Origin of the sequence: Pyrococcus sp. (genome assembly GCF_030153625.1) — an archaeon.
Lineage (GTDB): Archaea > Methanobacteriota_B > Thermococci > Thermococcales > Thermococcaceae > Pyrococcus > Pyrococcus furiosus.
On the sequence record NZ_JASKLM010000013.1, the window covers coordinates 1 to 20644 of the forward strand.

General features: G+C 42.4%; 16 protein-coding genes and 1 other RNA gene. 10 read left to right on the forward strand and 7 right to left on the reverse strand.

Going from position 1 to position 20644, the window contains the following annotated elements; genetic code table 11:
- Nucleotides 1–530 precede the first annotated feature (530 nt).
- Nucleotides 531–626, forward strand: coding sequence for a hypothetical protein (locus PWP39_RS03295; protein WP_237718490.1), 96 nt, complete (start codon nucleotides 531–533; stop codon nucleotides 624–626).
- 146 nt (nucleotides 627–772) lie between these two features.
- On the opposite strand, the gene PWP39_RS03300 is transcribed toward PWP39_RS03295, so the two are convergent.
- From PWP39_RS03300 to PWP39_RS03310, 3 genes are all read right to left on the reverse strand, one after another.
- Entirely contained in the window at nucleotides 773–1174 is a 402-nt protein-coding gene (locus PWP39_RS03300) for a PIN domain-containing protein (RefSeq protein ID WP_011011692.1), read from the reverse strand.
- Complete coding sequence (locus tag PWP39_RS03305; protein WP_011011691.1) at nucleotides 1162–1389, reverse strand: AbrB/MazE/SpoVT family DNA-binding domain-containing protein; 228 nt, start codon at nucleotides 1387–1389, stop codon at nucleotides 1162–1164. The genes PWP39_RS03300 and PWP39_RS03305 overlap by 13 nt, the downstream gene beginning before the upstream one ends.
- 76 nt (nucleotides 1390–1465) lie before the next feature.
- Nucleotides 1466–3433 carry an IGHMBP2 family helicase gene (locus tag PWP39_RS03310; protein WP_014835170.1) on the reverse strand — a complete coding sequence of 656 codons (1968 nt, stop codon included), beginning with the start codon at nucleotides 3431–3433 and terminating at the stop codon, nucleotides 1466–1468.
- A 113-nt stretch (nucleotides 3434–3546) separates the two neighbouring features.
- Between PWP39_RS03310 and PWP39_RS03315 the strand changes: the two genes are divergently transcribed.
- Nucleotides 3547–4263, forward strand: a complete 717-nt coding sequence (locus PWP39_RS03315) for a hypothetical protein (RefSeq protein ID WP_223209002.1) — start codon at nucleotides 3547–3549, stop codon at nucleotides 4261–4263.
- A gap of 26 nt (nucleotides 4264–4289) precedes the next feature.
- Nucleotides 4290–4706 (forward strand): hypothetical protein, encoded by a 417-nt coding sequence (locus tag PWP39_RS03320; RefSeq protein WP_011011688.1) that lies wholly within the window; start codon nucleotides 4290–4292, stop codon nucleotides 4704–4706.
- Here PWP39_RS03320 and PWP39_RS03325 read toward each other — a convergent pair.
- Entirely contained in the window at nucleotides 4687–5112 is a 426-nt protein-coding gene (locus PWP39_RS03325; RefSeq protein WP_011011687.1) for an ASCH domain-containing protein, read from the reverse strand. The genes PWP39_RS03320 and PWP39_RS03325 overlap by 20 nt on opposite strands.
- Nucleotides 5113–5171: 59 nt before the next feature.
- Here PWP39_RS03325 and PWP39_RS03330 point away from each other — a divergent pair, with 59 nt between their 5' ends.
- The 6 genes from PWP39_RS03330 (at nucleotide 5172) to PWP39_RS03355 (ending at nucleotide 14775) form a co-directional block, all read left to right on the forward strand.
- Nucleotides 5172–5357, forward strand: a complete 186-nt coding sequence (locus tag PWP39_RS03330; RefSeq protein ID WP_288072618.1) for a DUF1156 domain-containing protein — start codon at nucleotides 5172–5174, stop codon at nucleotides 5355–5357.
- Entirely contained in the window at nucleotides 5347–8157 is a 2811-nt protein-coding gene (locus PWP39_RS03335; protein ID WP_288072620.1) for a DUF1156 domain-containing protein, read from the forward strand. Before PWP39_RS03330 ends, PWP39_RS03335 begins: the two co-directional genes overlap by 11 nt.
- Nucleotides 8154–11471: an ATP-binding protein gene (locus PWP39_RS03340; RefSeq protein WP_288072622.1), complete on the forward strand. Its 3318-nt coding sequence runs from the start codon at nucleotides 8154–8156 to the stop codon at nucleotides 11469–11471. The genes PWP39_RS03335 and PWP39_RS03340 overlap by 4 nt, the downstream gene beginning before the upstream one ends.
- Nucleotides 11471–11899, forward strand: a complete 429-nt coding sequence (locus PWP39_RS03345; RefSeq protein WP_011011683.1) for a hypothetical protein — start codon at nucleotides 11471–11473, stop codon at nucleotides 11897–11899. Before PWP39_RS03340 ends, PWP39_RS03345 begins: the two co-directional genes overlap by 1 nt.
- Entirely contained in the window at nucleotides 11896–14718 is a 2823-nt protein-coding gene (locus tag PWP39_RS03350; protein WP_011011682.1) for a DEAD/DEAH box helicase, read from the forward strand. Before PWP39_RS03345 ends, PWP39_RS03350 begins: the two co-directional genes overlap by 4 nt.
- An RNA gene (locus PWP39_RS03355) (C/D box small nucleolar RNA) lies at nucleotides 14718–14775 on the forward strand. The genes PWP39_RS03350 and PWP39_RS03355 overlap by 1 nt, the downstream gene beginning before the upstream one ends.
- 1 nt (nucleotide 14776) lies before the next feature.
- Here the strand turns inward: PWP39_RS03355 and PWP39_RS03360 are convergent.
- Nucleotides 14777–16222, reverse strand: coding sequence for a hypothetical protein (locus tag PWP39_RS03360; protein WP_288072624.1), 1446 nt, complete (start codon nucleotides 16220–16222; stop codon nucleotides 14777–14779).
- A gap of 102 nt (nucleotides 16223–16324) precedes the next feature.
- Here PWP39_RS03360 and PWP39_RS03365 point away from each other — a divergent pair, with 102 nt between their 5' ends.
- On the forward strand, nucleotides 16325–17227 hold the full coding sequence (locus tag PWP39_RS03365) for an archaeal ribosome-dimerizing factor (RefSeq protein WP_011011678.1): 903 nt from the start codon (nucleotides 16325–16327) through the stop codon (nucleotides 17225–17227).
- A 30-nt stretch (nucleotides 17228–17257) separates the two neighbouring features.
- Here PWP39_RS03365 and hypF read toward each other — a convergent pair whose 3' ends face one another.
- Entirely contained in the window at nucleotides 17258–19579 is a 2322-nt protein-coding gene (gene hypF, locus PWP39_RS03370) for a carbamoyltransferase HypF (RefSeq protein WP_288072626.1), read from the reverse strand.
- Between the two features lie 90 nt (nucleotides 19580–19669).
- Nucleotides 19670–20557, reverse strand: a complete 888-nt coding sequence (locus PWP39_RS03375) for a cation diffusion facilitator family transporter (protein WP_288072627.1) — start codon at nucleotides 20555–20557, stop codon at nucleotides 19670–19672.
- Nucleotides 20558–20644: the final 87 nt, after the last annotated feature.

A 20644-nucleotide genomic window follows, 5' to 3' on the forward strand; every position in this document is an offset into this window, starting at 1 on the left:
GTAAGTAAATAATGGTTTCAGTCCTCATTTCTCTCCCCTTTTCTGAAGAGGTATCAGAAACTTAAACCTAACGTCCCACTGCTTATCCTGACAGTGTCGTCGTTTTCTCTGAAACGGCTTATAAAGTTATGTTTACCTTAGCTCTTCGAGATGAATTAAAGGGGTTTATAACCTCAAAAAGCATTTGGATAGATATGCTTGGGTTTATGGAAAGATCAAAGGAATCAATTGAGCAGCTGCAAATATTACGGAATTCAGAAATAGCCACTTTTGATGAAGACTTTAAGAAAGTTGATTTTCATCGAAGTTATTGATTCATCATTATAACTTCTTCTCTTATGAATCATACTGAGTGAAAGCAATACAAAAACTTACAATTGCGAGGTTGTGAAAAAGAAGCGGAAGAAGCTATAACTTTTCTCGGACTATTCCATTTAGTGTTGAAGGCTCTTGCAGAATATTAGACCACTTGGAGGGATGGAATTCCCATTAAGGATGAAGAAACTGGTGAACCAAAACGACTTATTCTCATAAATTATGAAAACCCAGAAAACAATGAGTTTTTAGTTGCAAATCAAGTTGAAGTGCCTAGAGAAGAACTGGAAAGAAGAATACAGGCAGATTAAACGCTATGAAAAAAGAGATGCCCGAACTTTTCAAGTACGTTTAGTTCGTTGGTAATGGAGTTGTTACATGGCTTGAGGACGTTTCAGTTTGTGATATCACGAGGAAGCTAGAAAGTGTTTGTAAGGAAAAATCCCATCACCTGTCCCTATGGCAAGATTTCAACGCTCAACTTCCTTGCAAGTTTTCTGAGTTTTTGATCAAAAGTTGCTAGGGTACCCTTCTCTATTGCATGAACAAGAATTATCATATCATTAAACCGTGATAAAGAGAGGTTTTCCCTTTCGAGAATGTCAATGGCACGAAGAATTACATTGTGGTCTTCTACAAGACCTCTGAATCTTGGATCTGATATATATTCAGAGAGCATTATCTTGGCCTCTCTACTTGAAAATCCTTGACTTCTAAAAAACCACACATACTCCTGAAGTACTATGGAAGGAATGTACCATCTATCAAGAGAATTCAAAAGAGATCTAGACTCTTTGTGAAACTCAGAATCGCTAAATGTATCATAAATTAGAACATTTGTATCTATCACTGCATGCATTGTTTCATTCCCTCCTCTATCGCTTTCTCAATTTCTTCGAGTGTTAACTTTTTACCCAGCTTGAGTGTTTTTCTTTCTTTTTTGAGTCTTTCTATAATTATTTTTCCATTTTCTAGCCTTACTTCAAGCAGTTCACCTTCTTTAATTCCAAGGGCCTTTCTAATCTCTGCAGGAATTGTTATCTGATAGTTTCTAGTAACCTTCGTAATGGGCATTTTACGTTCACCTTGCTAGTAAATTAGTATTTCAACTATATTAATATTTCTCCTAAGAAATAATCTTTCCTAGAAATCAAATGCTATCCTTCGTTAGCACAACATATAACCCCTTCTCCCTCACGTGCTCGATTAACCTCCTGTAGGTTTCGTGAGATGAAAGCGTTGAGGAATCGCCAATCATGATAAGCTTCCTCTTAGCCCTAGTTAAGGACACGTTTAGCCTCCTCAAGTCCTTGAGAAAGCCGATCTCTCCCGCTTTGTTAGAGCGGACAAATGATAGAATTATCACTTCCTTCTCCCTTCCCTGGTAACCATCCACAGTCTTGACCTCAACTTCTTCGGGAACATTCAAGCTTATCAAATCCCTCTGGTCATCGTAAGGTGTAATCACTCCCATCATTTCCGCTTTAACCCCACTTTCCAAGAGCTTTTCAACGATTTTGCTCACTATCTTGGCCTCCAAGGGATTCTCCCTGCTTTCGCTTCCCCTTCTCTGCCTCTCGAACCTATTTTCGAGCATGCAAGTATCTATGAACACGAGGACGTTGTTTGGATCTAGGATGTCCCTCCATATTCCACTAGCATTAACTTTAATTCCCAGGTCGGCCAGAGTTATGTTTTTTACACTTTCATCAGCAACTATTCTTCCATCGTAAAACTCCCTGCTCGGAAACTCCATTATCCTCTCATTCATCCTATACTGAATTGTCAGCATTTCGCTCTTCCATGGGTACTTCTCAATTAAACCCTCGAAAAGCGTGTGGGAGAGCTCCTGGGCCTCCAAGCTTAAGATAGTTGGTGGTAGTTGCTTGTGGTCTCCAGCAAGTATAAACCTATCAACCTTGTTGAGAGGTATTAATATGCTCGGTATAGTTGCCTGAGTTGCTTCATCTATTATCGCAACATCATAATCGGTAGCATCAACAACATCAAGGGCTGCAGAAGAGTTAGTTGTCAAAACCACATCGGCTTCCCTAATTATATCCCTCGCAATCCTCTCCTCAAGCTTTCTAGCATCTTCAAAGGCCTTCTGAACCTGCCTGTTTAGCTTTATCCACTCGGCCATCTCCTTTATTAGTCTAGCTGAGAGTCCTCTAGCCCCTCTTCCCTTCTCGGCCAACTTAATTATCTCAGCATCACTCAGTCCCCTCCTGAACTTTGGAGTCGGCTTTGTATATGTGTCCCTCTTCTCTGCCAAACTCTGCCCTATCACCCTAAGCTCCCTAAGCTCACCGTAGAGCTCGTGCTGAGTAATGAGGTAAGCTAAAGTTGTCTCGTGCAAATGCCTCGAAACCCTACTTGGGTGCCCAACCCTAACTATCTTAACTCCATCTTTGGCCAATCTTTCAACTAAATTGTCCACGGCAACGTTGCTCTCAGCTGTAGCTAGAACTTTGTTCCCCCTCTTTACCTCCTGCCTAATCAGCTCAACTAAAGTCCTCGTCTTTCCAGTTCCAAAGGGGCCGTGGATAAGGAAGAAGTCTTCACTACCTAAAGCCTTAGCTATCGCTTTCCTTTGAGAGGGGTTTAGGCTCTTATCAAAGGGTTCAAAGCTCACTTCCTCCCCCTGGGAAGGCTCATCTAAACCTAAGTAAAACTCTAAAGCCTTTTTTCCAGCCTTCCTAACCCTGTCGAGGTTTTCGATCCACCTCTTGAATGTTATATCGTTGGCGTAGAGGTCTATCCTCACATCTCTAAGGGCCCACTCTGGGACTGTTTCTAAGGCAACGACGATGAATCTCTTCCCCTTCTCAACAACAGTTCCCAGGAGGTCGCTCTTCAGGGGATCCCTCTTGCTTATAACAACCAAATCCCCAACGCTGATCTCGGTCTTTATCTCCTTATTCCTTCCGTACTTAACCAAGAAATAACCGAGCTCTTCACCAACGATTTTACCGTTTAAGCTGAGAATTGCCCTACCTAACCTCTCCCTCTCCACTCCGCTAAGCCTTTTCATCTCCAACCTCATAGCCTCTATTTCAGCTTCCCTCTCGATTTCAACTAGCTCCTTAAGCCTGTTTATGAAGCTCTTTATGTTCATCAAAATCGGCTCGAAAAGTCAATTCAAAAAGTTTTGGTATAAGGTCGTTGGTACTCATTTAACACTGTAACAATTTACTAGACAAAAGGTTTAAATTGAATAATTAGAAGTTGATGTATGTATTAACACTTCAAAGAATAACTGGAGGCATTTGCATGGATGATCTGGATATTAAGTTCGCGGTCTTTGTAGTCGTTTTCATTTTAATTGGAGCCTACTTCATTGGAATTCCTGAGTTACTTTCAAAGGACAAGGAGGAACCTTCCTCCCCGTATGTATACCCAAGAGAGTACATTGAAGAAATGAGGGAACAGTTTTCTCTAGTAAATTTCAGCGACCTTACTACGGATGAATCATTAATACCTCGAATAAAATCCCTTTTCTCAGAGCTTAACAGTACAAGAAAATGCAGCATTTTGATGGGTGATATGGAGAAGGACTTCTACTCAGCTAAAATTTACACGTTTGTTCCAACTTTTGCTTACCTAATAGCTGACAAAATGGAGTGTAACAATACTAAGGGAAACGTCAGCCTAGCTTTGAGTGAGGTAGAAAAGCTGCTAAATGAAATAAGGGAGATTGAAGAGACAAGAGGACAGTCTCCGTGGTTGACTGTTGCGGAGCTTTACTTGGGATGGTCTCAGAACCCGAACATGACATCAGTAAGAGCAGCTCTCACAACAGATTATCTAATTCCCTTCATTAGGGAGCACATAGATGATAAATATATGAGAATAAACTTTGGCCTCTCCAACATCAGCGAGACCCGAAAGAAAATCATAGAGATGGAAGAGGCCTTAAAGGAAGATAAACTCAAAAAACCGGCTTAGTAGTCCTTGCCTCAGCCTGGCTAAACATGTCAGAGGAGAGCTATAAAAGAGGTGAAAAATCTCTAGCCTTGTGGTACTACTCAGTAGCACTTGCATACCTTAACTTGACGGAATCAGAGTGGGCCAATGCTCCTCACCCATACTTCATTGGGGGAGGGCTTCAAAGTGAGAGGGACGTACCCTACAACATAACCGGGATTAGGGAAGAGGTCTACAAGAAGGCCCTTGCTTTTGCAGAGAAAAAAGGTAAAGGCCCTTATGCAGAGCTACTCTCCAACTACGTCCTCCTTGAGCTTAGGGAGCTAGATGAGCATGCACTCCCAAAGCTCTCTGATCCAAACAACCCTCTCCTGAAGTACTATCCTTCCGCTACTTATGAAGCCTACCTACGCCTTTTGGGCATGGTGATTGCCTTGGAAATTTTCAGCTCGTACTTCTCCTAATCTCTTCATACTCTTTCTCATCCACGTACCTTCCAGAGACAACGATAAACTTCTTTGGCTTCACAACTCTAGGATACTTCTCGATGTTCCTGAGAACTAGGACCATCCATGGCCTCTTTCTCCTCCCAGAATCCCACCTGGCCCTATCCCTTTCATACCTCCTTAGTTCCTCGGGGGTTAGGAAAAGCTTGTCCCTGTACTTCTTGATTATCTCTTCAACGCTTGTGTAGTACTCAACCCTCTCAACCTCAGCTTCCCCATGCCATCCTTGATTCTCCCTTGAAGCGTAGAAGATAACCTTCATTCCTTCCTCAACCCTAAGAGTTGCTGGCTTCACAAAGACGTTTTTTCCCTCGAATATTCTCTTTAGATACTCCCAGGGGACTGGAAACGTCACCGCCTTCATTAAACTCCCCCAAATAAGTTTATAACGCTATGTTAAAATAAATGTTTCTGGTGTATGTAATGGAAAGGAGATTAATTGAAAGTCCTAGTTTTCCAGTTGAAGAAGTTAATAGAATGAGTCTAAAGGAGAAGGGTCCAGGGAGGCCTCCTTACTGGGAAATGGTCTTCTGGTGGACACGAAAGCCATTGATAGGGGCGAGAGCTATAATTGCGGCCTCCCTTCTCCCAGAAGATTATGAATGTTAACAAGTTTAAATCCAAGATAAGGCTTAGCGAAGGCCACAAAGCTAACCCAGAGCCAATGTTTATGGGGAAGAAGCTTCTCGATCCTTTTGCTGGGTTTGGCTCAATCCCACTCGAGGGTTTAAGGTTAGGACTTGATGTTACCGCAGTCGAGCTCTTACCCACTGCATATATCTTCCTCAAGGCCGTTCTTGAGTATCCAAAGAAGTTTGGGAGACAATTGGTTAAGGACGTGGAGAAGTGGGGGAACTGGATAACCGAGCAACTCAAGAACGACCCCGAGATTAGGGAACTCTACGATGATGATGTAGCCGTTTACATAGGCACCTGGGAAGTTAAGTGCCCCCACTGTGGAAGGTGGACTCCAGCCGTAGGGAACTTCTGGCTCGCAAGAGTTAAAGATGAGAAGAGCTACAAGAGGCTCGCCTACATGAAGGTAGAGCCCAATGGAGAGGTTAGGATAATTGACCTAAACGAGATATTCGCAGATGTTTCAAGAGCCAAGGTAAGCACGGAGAGGGGAGAAATAGTCCTGGAGGGAAAGGGATACGTGGAAAAGGTCAAGAAGGCCATCGAAAGTGGAAAGATCAAGGAAGAGGACGTTAAAATAGAGGGAAGCAAGGTTGTTTTTAGAGTTCCAAAGCCAAACATAGAAGCGAGGAAGAGCCAGCTTGTCTGCTTATCATGTGGTAACGTGATTAAGTATGTGGATGAGGATGGAAATCACTACATCGAGAAGCCCAGGGGAAGGGATGTAGACTTCTATGTGAAGTTCGCTTTGAAGAAGTACCACGAAGGAGATGAAAGGTTTGCGAGGCAAAGATTACTAGTGAAGGTGAAGGTTAAAAACAAAGATTTGATCTTCGAGCCCGCCACAAGGGAGGACAACGAGAAGCTTTGGAAGGCAAAAGAAAAAGTCAGGGAGATGCTTGAGAAGGGAGACCCGGACGTGCCGAGTGAAAAAGTCGCATATTATCAACTTCAGCCTCCAGCCAACTTCCCAACGCTTTTACATGGCATGGATACTTGGGACAAATACTTCAACCCCCGTCAGCTTCTCACCCTCATAAAGATCGTGAGGTTGATAAGGGAAACTGGTAAGAGAATCGAGGAGGAGAAGCTCAAGGAAGGCTGGAGCGAAGAGAAAGCCTTTGAGTACGCGGAGGCCGTGGCGACGTATTTGAGCATGGCGATGTTGAGATATATGGATTTCAACTCTGTAACTAATCATTGGACAATTTCATGGTTATTCCCAAATCAGACTCTTGCCAGCAGAGGTATTACCATGAACTGGAATTGGTGTGATGTTTATTTCAACGTCGATATGACTGGAACATTTAAACGATTTCTGCGTTCTCAGATTAGAGCTTTGAATTACCTCACCTCCGCCCTTTCTTCCTCCCAGAGAACCCTCGCCGATTTCACAGAAAACTCCGTTAAAGTTCTCCAGGGCGACGCTACCTCGCTCAACCTCGGCGAGAAGTTCGACGTCATCGTGACTGACCCACCCTACGCCGACGATGTCCCGTACACAGAGCTTTCGGACTTTTACTATGTCTGGCTCAAGAGGGCTTTGAGCGACGTTGAGAACGGCAAACTCGTTCCAAGGTTCCACAAGGAAGCGTTTTTCAAAAGAATCGGCCCCAAATGGGTGGAAATCAAGACACAGTGGCAGGAATTTGCAAAGAAAGAAGTCTCCACTAATCCGGGCCGCTTTATGGAAGATGGGAACAAAAAGGAGAAAGCCGTCCAGCACTTCGAAAACCTCTTCAGCCAGGCTTTTGTTGCCATGAGGGAGCACCTCAAGGATGACGGAATACTAGTTACCTACTACGCCCACACCGATCTGGAAAGCTGGATTACCTTAATAGAAGCCGGATGGAGAAAAGCAAAGCTCCAGATAACAAGAGCATTCCCCCTGGGAACTGAGTCATCTCAGAGAGTCACCGCCAGAGGAAAGATGGCCCTTGACACTTCAGTAGTAGTTGTTTGGAGAAAGAAGAATGAAGAGAAAGAGGTTTGGGCAAGTGACCTTGAAGAGATCTTAACTGAGGTAGGAGTAAAGAGTGCCAAAGAGTTCCTCTCCTATGGACACCATGGATTGGATCTCCTCTATGGTGTAATGGCCTCAGTTCTCTCGGAAGTTACAAAGTATAAAGCAGTGAAATCCCCAAAGGGAGAGCTGAGCGTGAGGGAAATCCTAGAGAGGTATGTATATCCAGCAACGATTAACGGAATAGTTGGGGCTATAGCTGAAGATGTAAAAGCTGAAATGCTCTCAAGAGAGGGGATATTCTACACAGCTTATAAGGTGCTCTTTGGGAACGCAAAGGTTTCGCCGAACGATATAATACTACTAACCCTAGCTACGGCCGTAGATTCTTCAAGCCTGCTAAAGCTTGAAATCTTAAAGAAGGTAAATGGTGAGCTTACGCTATACTCTCCCGACCTTTTGGGTAAGAAGGCCCTAGATACTAGGGAACTTCAGAAGTTCATTAAGGAGAGGGATGCAGAAAAGTATAGGAATGCAATAGATGTTCTTCACGTACTTGAGCATGCTTCACTCCTGGGAGCTTCAAGGGTTAAGGAAATAAAGGAGGAACTCAAGAAAAACCATCCAACAGAGGTAGAAGAAGCCATAGCCATAGCAAGGCTCGTAGCTTCATACTATAAGAACGTCTATTCTATCGCCCTGGGAATTAAAGACGAGAGGGAGATCATGAAAAGATTGGAGAAAGATGGCCTTTATGAGGTCATCCTAATGGACAGGCTTATCAAGGCCGTTAGGGGTGAAATGTTATGAAGTTTGGAAAGCATGAAGTTTGGGAAGACGTTTTGGATGAAAGGCTTGATGAGGAAGTGGCCCCCGAATTGTACAAAGTAGTGGAGGGAAACGCACCCAATATTTACCTCGATTCAGTTGAGTTCTTCAAGAGAACTTACTTCACATCCTCAATAGTTGACATTTTAGAGAAAGTGATAAAGACGCTAAGGGGAGAGGAAAGGAACAATGTCATCCTAATCTACTCTTTATTCGGTGGAGGTAAGAGTCACACTCTACTGAGCGTGTACCACGCTTTAAGGAACCCAGGAGCGCTTAGAGAAAGAGAAGTGTTGGAAGGGCAGAGAAAAGAAATCAAAGAAAAATTGGAAGAGTTAAGCTATCTAGCCGAAAACGTTAAGGCTAGGATAATAATCGTGCATGGCCAAACAAACATTGGACAGCCAAGCAAACCGCTCAACGGAAAGATTAGAACCGTTTGGGGATACATAGCAAATTCCCTGGGTAAGTACGAGCTCGTGGAAGATTATGACAGGAACTTGACTGTTCCCCCGATAGAGGAGTTGGTAAAGCTCTTCCAAGATGAAAATGTCCTCTTGCTCATTGATGAGATTGCCCACCACGTTTACACTCTCTCAAGGAGCGCCAATGAGGAAGATAGAAATTACGCAGAGAACGTCGCTAATTTCCTCCACAACTTGGCGAAAGCGTTAACCGTTACTAGGAGCATTATGATACTAACCCTACCAATGGAAGGGGAAGGAAAGGTTGAGGAACTATACGACAGGAAGACCGTCAACAGCATCTGGAGTGCTGTAACAAAGGTAGCCGGACATAACCTCTACTCCCCAATGAGGACTGAGGGGAGGGAAAACGAGCTCATTGGGGTTTTGAAGAAGAGGATATTCAAGAGGATAGATGAGGAGGAGAAGACCAGAATCTTGCTGAAGTTGAGGGAAGTCATGAGCAACAGGGAAATATTCGGAATGGCCTCGGGCCTTTTTGAGGCTCTTGAAGTTAGCTATCCCTTCCATCCAGAGTACATAGAGGTGCTGAGAAACATAATAGAGAGAACTGGCCTCCAGAGGACGAGAGATCTCATAAAGATTACGAGGATAGTTGTGAGAAAGCTCATCAACGACCCTCCTGGGATAATAATGCCATACCACATAGACCTAGAAGATGAGGCAATAAAAGGGCTTCTCTTTGGAAAGAGCACAACATTTGCAGACTACAAAGCAGTCTTGGAAGCTGATATCAACGAAGAGAAAGTTAAAGGATTGTCAAATCCAGAGTTAGCGAAAATAATATTGAAGTACATATTCCTAAAGACTTACCCGTTTGACAGCCCAACTCCACTCCCAGGATTTCCAGTGCCAGAGAGCATTGCTAGGGGAGTTTACGAGCCAGATACATTTGAGAGGAACAATTGGCTACCAGCAGATATCAGGGACACCGTAGAAGAGATAGGAAAAAGCGTGAAGTTCATGTACCTTGCAAAGAAGGACAAGACCTTCTGGTTCTGGAGGATAGCAAATGTGAACAAGCTAGTGGAGAGTAAAACAAGGGAGCTAATTGAAACTAGCTATGGAGATGCTTGGCGTTCCCTTGTCAACTACGCCGATAAATTCATTAGAGAGGGAAGAAGCTTAAGGGGAAGGTCTTCTAGCGGAGAGATACCATTCTTCAAGAAGAACATGATAATAGTTACCAAAGATCCTCAAGAGCTTAGGGACACTCCAGAGTACAAGCTTGAGGTTATCGTTAGGGATGACGTAAGTAAGGATACCCTAGAAAGGCTGATATTCTTCGAGAACACCTCGGCAAGAACGTTCAGGAACACTGTAGTTATCTGTTACTTAGTCGAAAACTCACTGGATGCGCTAATAGAACTCACTGCAAGGGTTATGGCCTGCGATGAGGTAATGAGAGAGATAAGGTCTACATATGGAAGGTACGGCAGAGAAGTCGAGGAGATACAGAGAAATATGGTAAGGGAGATTAGGGAAAAAGCCCTCGAAGATTTGGAGAATCAATTAATAACTTCATTCAGGCGCGTTGCTTACCCAGAGGGTGAGGAGGTAAAGATAATAGATGCAACTCCATCCTCAAGGTCAGTCGTTGAGAACGTATACTCGGCCCTCGTATCTAAGGGCAAGATAGTGGTAGATGAAGAGGCTGACTTTGAGTGGCTTAGAGATATTCTTGCAGAGGTTGGAATAGACTTCCCAGGAAAGGGATATCCATTCTCAGAGCTGAGAAATGTGTTCAAGACGAATCCAAAGCTACCAATGATCGCTGATAAGGCGCTAACTGAAATTATAAGGAGGGCAGTAGAAGAGCTTAAGGTGGGAATAGAGAGAGATGGAAGGATTTTCTTCAAAAAAGTCTACAAAGAGATACCAAGCGAAGAGGAGAAAGGGCATCCACCAGCCAATATAGAGGTGAGAGACTTAATACTCCCCAGGGAAATAGCACTTCAGAGGCAGTTGTGCTCCCTGCTAAATGAAGAAAAAGACCTCATTGTGGAAAAAGGCGGTGAGAAGTACTGGATTAAAGTTTGGTATGAGATTTACATACCAGAGGAGAATCTCACGATACCATTGAGGAGCATAGTTAGTGAGGAATGTGAAGTAAAAGAAGATCTGGACAGAATACTTTGGGGATACATAGTAGAAAAGAGAGAACAAAAGAAAGTCATGGAGGGAGAATTCGAGATAAGTGTCAGTAGGGCAAGCATAACGGGCAAGCCGGGAGAAGAGATTGAAGTTGAAGTAACTGTGAAGCCGATAAGCGATGACGAATTCACAGTGTCCCTATCTTCGAGCTTTGGAGAGCTGGAAGTTGAGGAAGTTGAGCTTAGAGGAGAGGAAGCCAAGGTTAAGTGGAGAGCTAAGATTCCAAGGGTTAAGAGGGAAGTCATCATAAAAGGGAAGAGCAACAAAGGAAAGGAAGCCGAGGCAAAAATACTTCTAATTCCAAAGTTAGAGGATGTCATAGAAGTTAAAGAGATAAAGGAAGAGCACAAGGGATATATACTACTCTCAGTTCACTCCATTAAAGACGTGGACTCTCTAGACAGGATAGAGTTCAAAGGAAGTGCCAGTGGAAGCCTTGAATTTGAGGAACCACTATGGAGAACCGAGTTCCAGGACGTTGACTTGGAGATTTTCAAGCACATAGTAAAGGAAATGAAGGAGTTCTTTGAGAGCAACCCAGCTCTCAATGTTGATGTTGTCGCGAGCGAAGAAGTTGTAATAAACGACCTGGTGATCGAGAAGCTGAGGCCACTATTTGGAAAGGTAAGGTTTAGGCTCAAAAGGAGGGAGAGCTAATGGGGATGAAGTACCTCATAAAACTGAAGTACATTAAGCCCGCGCAACTTGCCGTGAATAGGGAGCAGAAGCTCGCCGAATTTTATCCTATTTTTGAAGACGGCACACTAGGGAGAGTGGAAGCAAAGGCCAGAGTATTTCTCCCAGAGTATTCAGACTTTGCCAAGGGGCTAGGGTTTGAGGTAAAGAAGAGGAGAATGATAACTGAAGATGACTATGCCTATCTAAGGGCAATGGTCTATGGAGTGGTCATGGGCGTTCTTAGAAACCCAGGAGATTGGAGAAGGCTTGAGGAAAGGGTTCTTGAGATGGAGCCCATTGAGTTAAGGTATTGGGCCTCGAAGTTCAGAAACGCCTATTGGAAGTACAAGAACATGAGAAAGCTTATGTTCCTAGCAAGAAGGTTTATGGAGGTTGAAATGATTTGAAAGGGTTGTTTAGGGACGTTATCCTCCACAACCCCCACCTTTTTGTTTATTCCTATTCTGATAAAGGCATCATTCCTTTCAAGCATCAGTTCCAGACCCTCTATCATGCCATGCTCATGAGGCCAGTGAGGCTAATGATAGCTGATGAGATAGGTCTCGGAAAGACCATTCAAGCTCTTTTAATAGCCAAGTACCTCGATTTTAGGGGAGAGATTGAGAAAGCCTTGATAGTCGTTCCAAAAGTTCTGAGGGAGCAGTGGAGGGAAGAAGTAAAGAGGATCTTAGAGGAAGCTCCGGAAGTGATAGAGAATGGTAGCGAAATTGAATGGAAGTTGAAAAGGCCGAGGAAGTACTTCATAATATCAATAGACCTAGCTAAGAGATACACCGAGGAAATACTCCGTCAAAAGTGGGATTTAGTAATAGTTGACGAAGTCCACAACGCCACCCTGGGAACACAGAGATATGAGTTCTTAAAAGAACTAACCAAGAACAAGGATTTGAACGTTATATTCCTTTCAGCAACCCCCCACAGGGGAAACAATAGAGATTACCTTGCGAGGCTTAGGCTCCTCGACCCAACTATACCAGAGGAAATATCCCCAATGCACGAAAGGAAGATCTACATGAAGTCAAGAGGGACATTGGTACTAAGGCGAACTAAGAAGGTTGTCAACGAACTTGAAGGAGAAGTGTTCAAGAAGTGTCACTTTGGGGCTGTCGTGGTAGAAGTTAGCAGAGAGGAGAGGGAGTTCTTTGAAGAGTTAAATAGAGCGCTATTCGAGCTGATTAAGGATCAAGCTGATTACTCTCCCTTAACTCTTCTTGCAGTAATCATTAGGAAGAGAGCCTCGTCCAGCTACGAAGCGGCTCTAAAAACCCTAACCAGGATCGTTGAAAGCGCTTATATAAGTGGGCAAGAAAGAGCCAGAGGCGTTGAATCATACATTGAAAAGATCTTTAGAATGGGGTATGAGGAATTGGAAATAGAAGAATTTAACGAGATAGATGATGCGATACACAAAATAATAGATGAATATAGGGGATTCTTAACTGAAGAGCAACTCGAAAGGCTTAGAAGAGTTCTCGAGCTTGGAAAGAAAATTGGCAGCAAGGATAGCAAGCTTGAGGTTATATCCGATATAGTTGCTTATCACATTAGGAACGGCGAAAAGGTCATAATATTCACGGAATTTAGAGATACCCTCGAATACGTACTTGAGAGGTTACCAGATATCCTAAGGAGAAAGCACGGCATTGTTTTGGAAAAAGATGACATTGCAAAACTTCATGGGGGCATGAAATCTGAGGAAATAGAGAGGGAAATCAACAAGTTTCATGAAAGGGCTAACCTATTAGTCTCTACGGATGTTGCATCCGAAGGACTTAACCTGCACGTTGCAAGTGTTGTAATAAACTACGAGGCCCCCTGGAGCCCAATAAAGCTCGAACAGAGGGTGGGAAGAATATGGAGGCTCAACCAAACGAGAGAAACCAAAGCATATACCATATTTCTTGCAACGGAAACGGACTTGGATGTTCTAAACAACCTCTATAGAAAGATTATGAACATAAAGGAAGCCGTGGGAAGTGGACCCATTATTGGAAGGCCAATATTTGAAGGAGACTTTGAAAATCTATGGAATGAAGGTGCCGAGGAAGAAAATAGAGAAGTCTCAGAGTATGAGCTTATCCTAGCCTCAATTAAGGGAGAACTCAAGGGCTATGCCGGGGCTCTAGTTAGGACTCTCAGAATCCTAAAGCAGAAAGTGGAGGGAGCAGTTCCTGTAAATCCTGCGGGAAGCATAAGGAGAGAGCTCGAGATAATTTTAGAGGACACTCCTGATGTGGAAGTATTAAAGAAAATCGTTAATAGGAACGTTCCAAATCCGTTCCGCTTGGTGAGAGGACTTTTAAGAGAAGCCGAGGGGATTGAGGGAATTAGAGTATTAGTTAAGGGCTATGATGGCTCTATGGATGTGTACTATGCCATATTCTACGACGAAGATGGGAGAGAAATTTATAGATATCCAATTCTTGCTGAGAACGGAAAGTACCTTGTTGGATTCAACTTACTCAAGAGGATTAGTGAGGTACTATCCAAAGAGTACAAGGTCGTTAGAGGGGCAAGTGAAGAGGTGGACTATAAAGTTAAGACGCTAGTTATGGACAACATATACAATTTAATCGTGAAGAAGTATCTGGAATACGATAGCCTAAACATCAAAGAAGGTAAAATCTTCAAGAGGCTTAAGGTTGAAATAAAGAAAGCCCTCGAGGTAAAGGGGATAAGTGAAGAAGAATTCGAAGTCATCAAGAGAGTTCCCCCTGAGATTATGGAAGTTCTAGGGTTAGATTCCACAAAAATAGAACTACCTACCAACGAATACCTCAAGATCTTCGAAAGGAACTTTGTTCCTCTGGATAAAATCCTTGAGAGTGAAAAGAAGGCCATGGAAATAGTCATGGAGCTAGAGAAGAGCAGAGGATATAACGTTGAGGACGTATCTTTAAGGGAGCACTATGACATAAGGGCCTTTACAGATGGTGAAGAGAAGTACATAGAGGTCAAAGGCCACTATCCAATGCTCCTACTTGCGGAGTTAACGGAAAAGGAATTTGAGTTCGCACAAAAAAATGAAGATAAGTACTGGATATACATAGTCTCGAACATTGCCAAAGACCCCGTAATTGTAAAAATTTACAAACCATTTTCCCAGGATAGAAGAGTATTCGTGGTTAAGAATGGGGAAGATGTTGAGGTTAATATCAACATTGAGATAAAGAAGAAAGATAGGCATTTACTTAAGTTAAGCTAGGCGATGATGTAGATTAGCCCCGACTGAGCGGTGATGAAGCTGGCCCATCGCTGAGTCTTTAAGATATCACTTTACTCTCTCTATACATCTGCTTTTTCTTTTTTCTTTCTTCTATCTTTGCTTTTACTTTCAATTTTAGTGTGTCTTCGTTTGCTTTTCTTCCATCTGGTAATTTTTCAATTCCTAGAAGGAACGCTAGCACATCTGGAGAGATTAGATAAGTTGAATACGGTTTGTTATACTCGTATAGACCTAAATCTCTTAATTTATTGAGGTAGTTTTTGACCTTTTGTACAAGCTTCTTTTCATCGGAAGCTGAAACTTCAAGTAGGGCGGCTATTTTCTTAATTGTCTCCCAATCTCTTGAGTAGACATAGAGGATGCCATTCTCAACTAGCGTTTTGAATATTAAGTGCCATTTTGAATTTGGAGCAACAAATTCTGAGATTACTTTATTTATGAATATGTCTAGTTTGTCCTCCGCTAGTTTTCCAAAAATCGTCGGGGATGTTATATTACTCCTGTTAATTGCTAATAGCTTGTAGTAGATATTTATAACGGCTCTTGGAGTTGGGAGAACTCTTGAAATTGCCATTAGAATATCCTCATGAATTACTAGGTTGTACTTTTTAGACAATAGTTCAAGATCCTCATAACTCCAATTAATGTTAAATATATTCAAAGTTTCTCTGGCTGGTTCTCTCTCTAACGGATACATCTCTGGATAATCTACAAGACTTGTTCCGAAGGCCTCGTTAAGTTCTCTTACCAGTCTAGGATTCATGGAGGCTGCCTCTCTAATAAGTTCTCTAACTGGTTTCGTTAGAACAAAGCATATTCCTCCAGAGTACGCCTTTCCTCTTATCATCTCGAATAATCTACTGGAAAAGTCTACAAAAACCCTATAGCTCCTATCATCTTGGAGGACTCCACCAATCCAGACTGTTTCAAATTCATCGAAGAATACAAAGGGATAGTACCCAGCATGGTTAATCTCATTTAAGAATTTTATGAATGCTTCCACATTGCTTTTTTCTGCCTCCTCATTAGAAATTTTCTCTCTAGCTGCTTTTAAAACCTCTAGATACTTCATCCACTTTTCTGGATTATATCCACTTATCGTTGCCTTAGTTTTGTCTCCTCTTTCAATAAAGACCTCTATACTTTCTATCAGTTCGTCCACAAATTTAATCAAGTCGAAATAAGATGTCTGTCCTAGATAAAAGTGCAAAGGTATAGTTCTTTCCAACTCTTTCACTATCTTCTCCGATAGCTTTCTCACAAAGAATGTTTTTCCGCTCCCATAGTATCCAAAGATTGCCATGGGATAAAATGCTGAGACTCCATTTTCGACCCGCTTGATACCTTCAAAACTTATGTCGATGTAATTTCTAATCTTACCAACAGGTTCAATTTTTTCTAAAGAATCGATAGGAGACTCTTCTGCTACCTTAGGAAGATAGATATTATAAATTTGCTCATTAGATGTCTCCATGGGCGTCATGGTAATTCACCTCATAACTAACTATTGTTATAATAGCTCTTAAATACTTTCCGATAGAGTTAAATTCCTAGACATGGAATTTAGGAAAACGGAGGGATGTCGATGAAAGTAGTAGGAATTAAGGGAAGTGTCTCATATCTACAAGCTTTAAAATATCTAAAAACTAAGAAAGTCACCAAAAGACTTAAAGAAATAGAAAAATTAGTCGACACTCTAATAACCCTGGCTCCCTATGCCCCAGAAGGATCAAAAATAGAAACAATAAGGAAAAATTACGCAAAAATAAGTTTCAATAAAATTAAGACAGTGTCGAGATCTAAAATTGGATCCCCTAGAATAAAGAGCATTATGTTACTACTGTGGAACTTTGGATTACTAGATGTAAAGATTATAGAGAATTCATGGTATGTGAGAAAAACTAAACTCGCTTCATTGCTGGAAGAGAATTTTAAGGACTTAAGCCCCTCAGAGAAATTAAAGGTATATCTTCTCGGAGGATTGTTAGTAGACACACCTGCTCGCTTTGTTTATAGGTGTACTCTCAACGGAGTAGAGGACTATAAGGGTGTAAAAAAGGCTATTCTAGGCTATTTATCGGATCAAAGAAGCAATTCTCTTATTATTGGTCTGTCTAACATGTTGGAAAGCATAAAGTTTATTGAAGAGGCCCAAGCCTACAGTGGAAAAAAAGAATACATCGGATTGGTAGATGTAGCGTTTTATGGTCTGTCAGGACTTTATTTGGATGTCAAGCGCGAGAGCGGAAAGTTAACAGTTAAACCAAACTTCAGAGAACTAAGGGCTTTATATGAAATTGATAAGAGCGTGGCTACTGGATCTGATTATGGATTAAGCATATCCAAGGAGATACTAGAAAATCTAGCCAACACAAAAAGAAGAAAAACAATATTTTCAGAAGAAGTCCAAGAACTGCTCGTGAATGTAATTAAGGAGAACGCTATTAGTATATCCCAAGACCTGCAAAATATGTATGGAATAATTTAAGAAAAAAAGGAAGGCCTAGGTAGAGACAAACTAAATGCTCAAATCTTCCCTATTTAAGTATCCTTCCAAGTACAATCCTCCCAGGAAGGCCTGGCCTACATTAATTCCATTATCTCCCCTGGGAACTTCGTAAGTTGTTAAGAACCTTAGCCCTCTCCCCTCTACTATCTTTCTTATCGTCTTAACTATTAGCTCATTGTACCCTACTCCCCCACCCAAAACGACAGTTTTAGCTCCAAACTCCTTAGCTTTCTCCACGCTAACTTCAGCAAATGCCCTAGCTAAGGCTAAGTGAACGGAGTAAGCTATGTCTTTAGGATTGGCCTTGCCCATCAGCTCAAGAACTTCCTCAAACAACTCTGAAACCTTTATTTCCTCACCTTCAATTGGAGCCGTGAGCTTTAGATCGTTCTTTCCTTGGTATGCAAAGCTCTCCAGCTTCATCGCAGGCTCTCCCTCATAGTGCCTCCTGTAGGAAACGTTCAAAAGTACCGAGAAGGCATCAAGCACCCTTCCCGTTGAAGAGGCATAGGCAACGTTTATCCCGCTGCTGAGTTGCCTCATAATTACCCTAAACTCTGTTTCCCCATACTTTAAGCTCTTTATTGCATTTGGACAGAACTCCCTTATGATTTTCTCAACTTCCTCTAAGTCGTGGTTTAAGCTGAGTATTCCAATTAAGGCCCTCAAGGGATAGTAGCTGGCCAAATCCCCTCCTGGGAGTGGATAATACTCTATGTGGGCCAACCTCTCCACATCTTCATAGCTTAGATATATTACTTCCCCACCCCAAGTTTTTCCGTCGGTTCCATACCCAACACCATCTAGAGCAATTCCAACAACTTCCTCCAAGTTGTGCTCAGCCATTACAGAGGCCACGTGAGCGTAGTGATGTTGAACTTGAAGGAATTCTGCCCCAAATTCCTCAGCGATCTCCATTCCCAGCTTAGTTGTGTTGTAGCTTGGATGCAAATCTGCAACAACTAGATCTAAGTTATCAACTCTCAATATCTTGAAGAAGTGCCTCACGGCTTCCCTCATAAACTCTAAAACTTCAATCTTTGATGTATCCCCTATGTACTGACTTGGATAAACTTTTCCATTCTTAACAACTCCGAAAGCATTCATTAACTCAGCACCAACTGCCAATCCTTTGTACTCAAATGGAATCTCTATTCCAAGTGGAACAAATCCTCTGCTCCTCCTAATAACAGCTCTTCTACCATCTACAAAGCGAACAACGCTATCGTCAGCTCTATTTGGAATTCTCCTATTGTGGAGCAAGAGGTAGTCAGCAACGTCCCTAAGCTTTTCAAATGCCTCTTCATTGTCCTTTATCATCGGCATCCCTGGGAAGTTTGCGGAAGTCATAACGTAAACTGGAGTCTTGCTCCAGTGGAATAATATGTAGTGGGTTCCAGCATAGGGAAGCATTACCCCAATTGTGTGAAGCCCAGGAGCGAGGTTTTCGGGAAGTGGGAAGGGCTCCTTCTTCTTCAAAGCCACTATTGGCCTTCTATAGCTTGTTAATTCTTCCTCCTCTTCGGGAGAAATATAGGCAAAAGTCCTTACAGTTTCTAAATCTTTGGCCATAATGGCGAAAGGCTTCTGAGGCCTAAAAATCCTCTTCCTAAGCTCGGCCACCACATCCTCTCTTGTAGCATCGCAGGCCAAATGAATTCCACCTATACCCTTTATCGCAACTATGTATCCCTTATCGATTAGTTTTGCCGCCTTTCTCAGGGGGTCTCCAATTATCTCATTTCCATCGCTCGTGTAAAGCCTATAGCTCGGCCCACAAGTTGGACATGCAACCGGCTCTGCATGATACCTCCTATTCAGGGGATCCTCGTATTCACTCCTACAGAACTCGCACATCGGGAATTCTCTCATCGCTGTGTTCTCCCTATCGTAGGGAAGATCTTCAATTATCGTGAACCTCGGCCCACAGTTTGTACATACTATGAAAGGATACATGTAGCGCTTGTCAGTTGGATTAAATAACTCCCTAAGACAGTCCTCACAAATAGCTATGTCCGGAGGGATTATTGAATCTCCCTCCCCCTTCTTTTCCGTCGAGCTTTTCTCTATGTAAAATCTGTCAAAGCCCTGAAGAGGAATTTCCTCCCTCTCAACCTTATCAATCCTTGCAAGTGGGGGTTTCTTCTTGTATAAATCCTTGATGAATGCCTCTATGTCTTCCTCCCTTCCCTCGACAACAATTTCAACTCCAGCATCGCCTAAGTTCCTAACGTATCCCCTCAAGTTGTGAGCATGAGCTATTCTATAAACGAAGGGCCTAAATCCCACGGCCTGAACTATTCCCTGAACGTGAATTCTATAAACTTTCATTCTCTCCCCCAGATACATCTCCGAATTTGGAGCCTTTATAGGTTTCTAAAACCAAAAGTTAGAAACAGAAGGGGGATTTTCAACCTTTGGTTAAACACCCTCATCACAGATCATGCCCTTTTCTTTACATCTTCCCGCCTCAAGCTGGACAGTTACATGGGTTATTCCAAATCTTCTAAGCCTCTCCGCGATAACATCTATTATTTGCTGGGCCTCACTTATCAACATGTCATTAACTTCAACATGGCACTCAAAGTGAACCTCCTTTTCTCCCACCCTCCAGGCATGAAAGTGATGAGCATTCTTAACCCCTGGAATGCTTTCAATTTCCCTCTTTATCTCATTGAAATCTAGATTAGGAGAAGCTTCCATAAGCACTTCAACGCTTTCCTTGAGAATTTCATAAGCTTCGCGAAGGATGTAAATTGAGATTAGCGCGCTAAGGAGAGGATCAACCCAAATGGCATTCCACTTGATTATTGCAATACCCCCCAGAACAACAGCTACTGATGACAAGGTATCGCTTAGGAGATGGAGATAGGCGGAACGAACGTTGATGGTCTCGTGAGAATGCTCGTGAAGGAGAAGAACGGAAATCAAATTAGCTAGAAAGCCAATCAAAGCAACTGAGAACATTAAAGGCCCATTAATCGGTTCAGGAGTCTTGAATCTCTTATATGCTTCTACTATGAGGAAAAGGGCAACTCCCACAAGAATTGCTGAATTTACAAATGCGACCAGAATTTCGGCCCTTTTATACCCGAAAGTATATTTCTCGTTTTTCTCTCTTTCTCCTATTTTTATGGCAATGTAGCTTGTTAGTATGCTCATAGAATCGCTGAAATTGTGAAGGGAATCACTAAACAAGGCTAAACTTCTGGAAACTATGCCTCCAATGATTTCAACTAAGGCTATCCCCATATTGAGGGCAAAGGAAATTATCATTCTTCTTTTGAGCCTTTCCCCACTCTCTTCCATTGCTTCTCCACTCAAATTCCCAAACAGTGATATAAAAGATTTTCGAACGTTAAGATCTTCATAGAAAACTTCCAATGGAGTACTTGT

Coding starts and splice junctions, on each gene's coding strand:
- PWP39_RS03300 (WP_011011692.1), bottom strand. CDS start 1,174: ATGCATGCAGTGATAGATACAAATGTTCTAATTTATGATACATTTAGC.
- PWP39_RS03305 (WP_011011691.1), bottom strand. CDS start 1,389: ATGCCCATTACGAAGGTTACTAGAAACTATCAGATAACAATTCCTGCA.
- PWP39_RS03310 (WP_014835170.1), bottom strand. CDS start 3,433: ATGAACATAAAGAGCTTCATAAACAGGCTTAAGGAGCTAGTTGAAATC.
- PWP39_RS03315 (WP_223209002.1), top strand. CDS start 3,547: ATGTATGTATTAACACTTCAAAGAATAACTGGAGGCATTTGCATGGAT.
- PWP39_RS03320 (WP_011011688.1), top strand. CDS start 4,290: ATGTCAGAGGAGAGCTATAAAAGAGGTGAAAAATCTCTAGCCTTGTGG.
- PWP39_RS03325 (WP_011011687.1), bottom strand. CDS start 5,112: ATGAAGGCGGTGACGTTTCCAGTCCCCTGGGAGTATCTAAAGAGAATA.
- PWP39_RS03330 (WP_288072618.1), top strand. CDS start 5,172: ATGGAAAGGAGATTAATTGAAAGTCCTAGTTTTCCAGTTGAAGAAGTT.
- PWP39_RS03335 (WP_288072620.1), top strand. CDS start 5,347: ATGAATGTTAACAAGTTTAAATCCAAGATAAGGCTTAGCGAAGGCCAC.
- PWP39_RS03340 (WP_288072622.1), top strand. CDS start 8,154: ATGAAGTTTGGAAAGCATGAAGTTTGGGAAGACGTTTTGGATGAAAGG.
- PWP39_RS03345 (WP_011011683.1), top strand. CDS start 11,471: ATGGGGATGAAGTACCTCATAAAACTGAAGTACATTAAGCCCGCGCAA.
- PWP39_RS03360 (WP_288072624.1), bottom strand. CDS start 16,222: ATGACGCCCATGGAGACATCTAATGAGCAAATTTATAATATCTATCTT.
- PWP39_RS03365 (WP_011011678.1), top strand. CDS start 16,325: ATGAAAGTAGTAGGAATTAAGGGAAGTGTCTCATATCTACAAGCTTTA.
- hypF (WP_288072626.1), bottom strand. CDS start 19,579: ATGAAAGTTTATAGAATTCACGTTCAGGGAATAGTTCAGGCCGTGGGA.
- PWP39_RS03375 (WP_288072627.1), bottom strand. CDS start 20,557: ATGGAAGAGAGTGGGGAAAGGCTCAAAAGAAGAATGATAATTTCCTTT.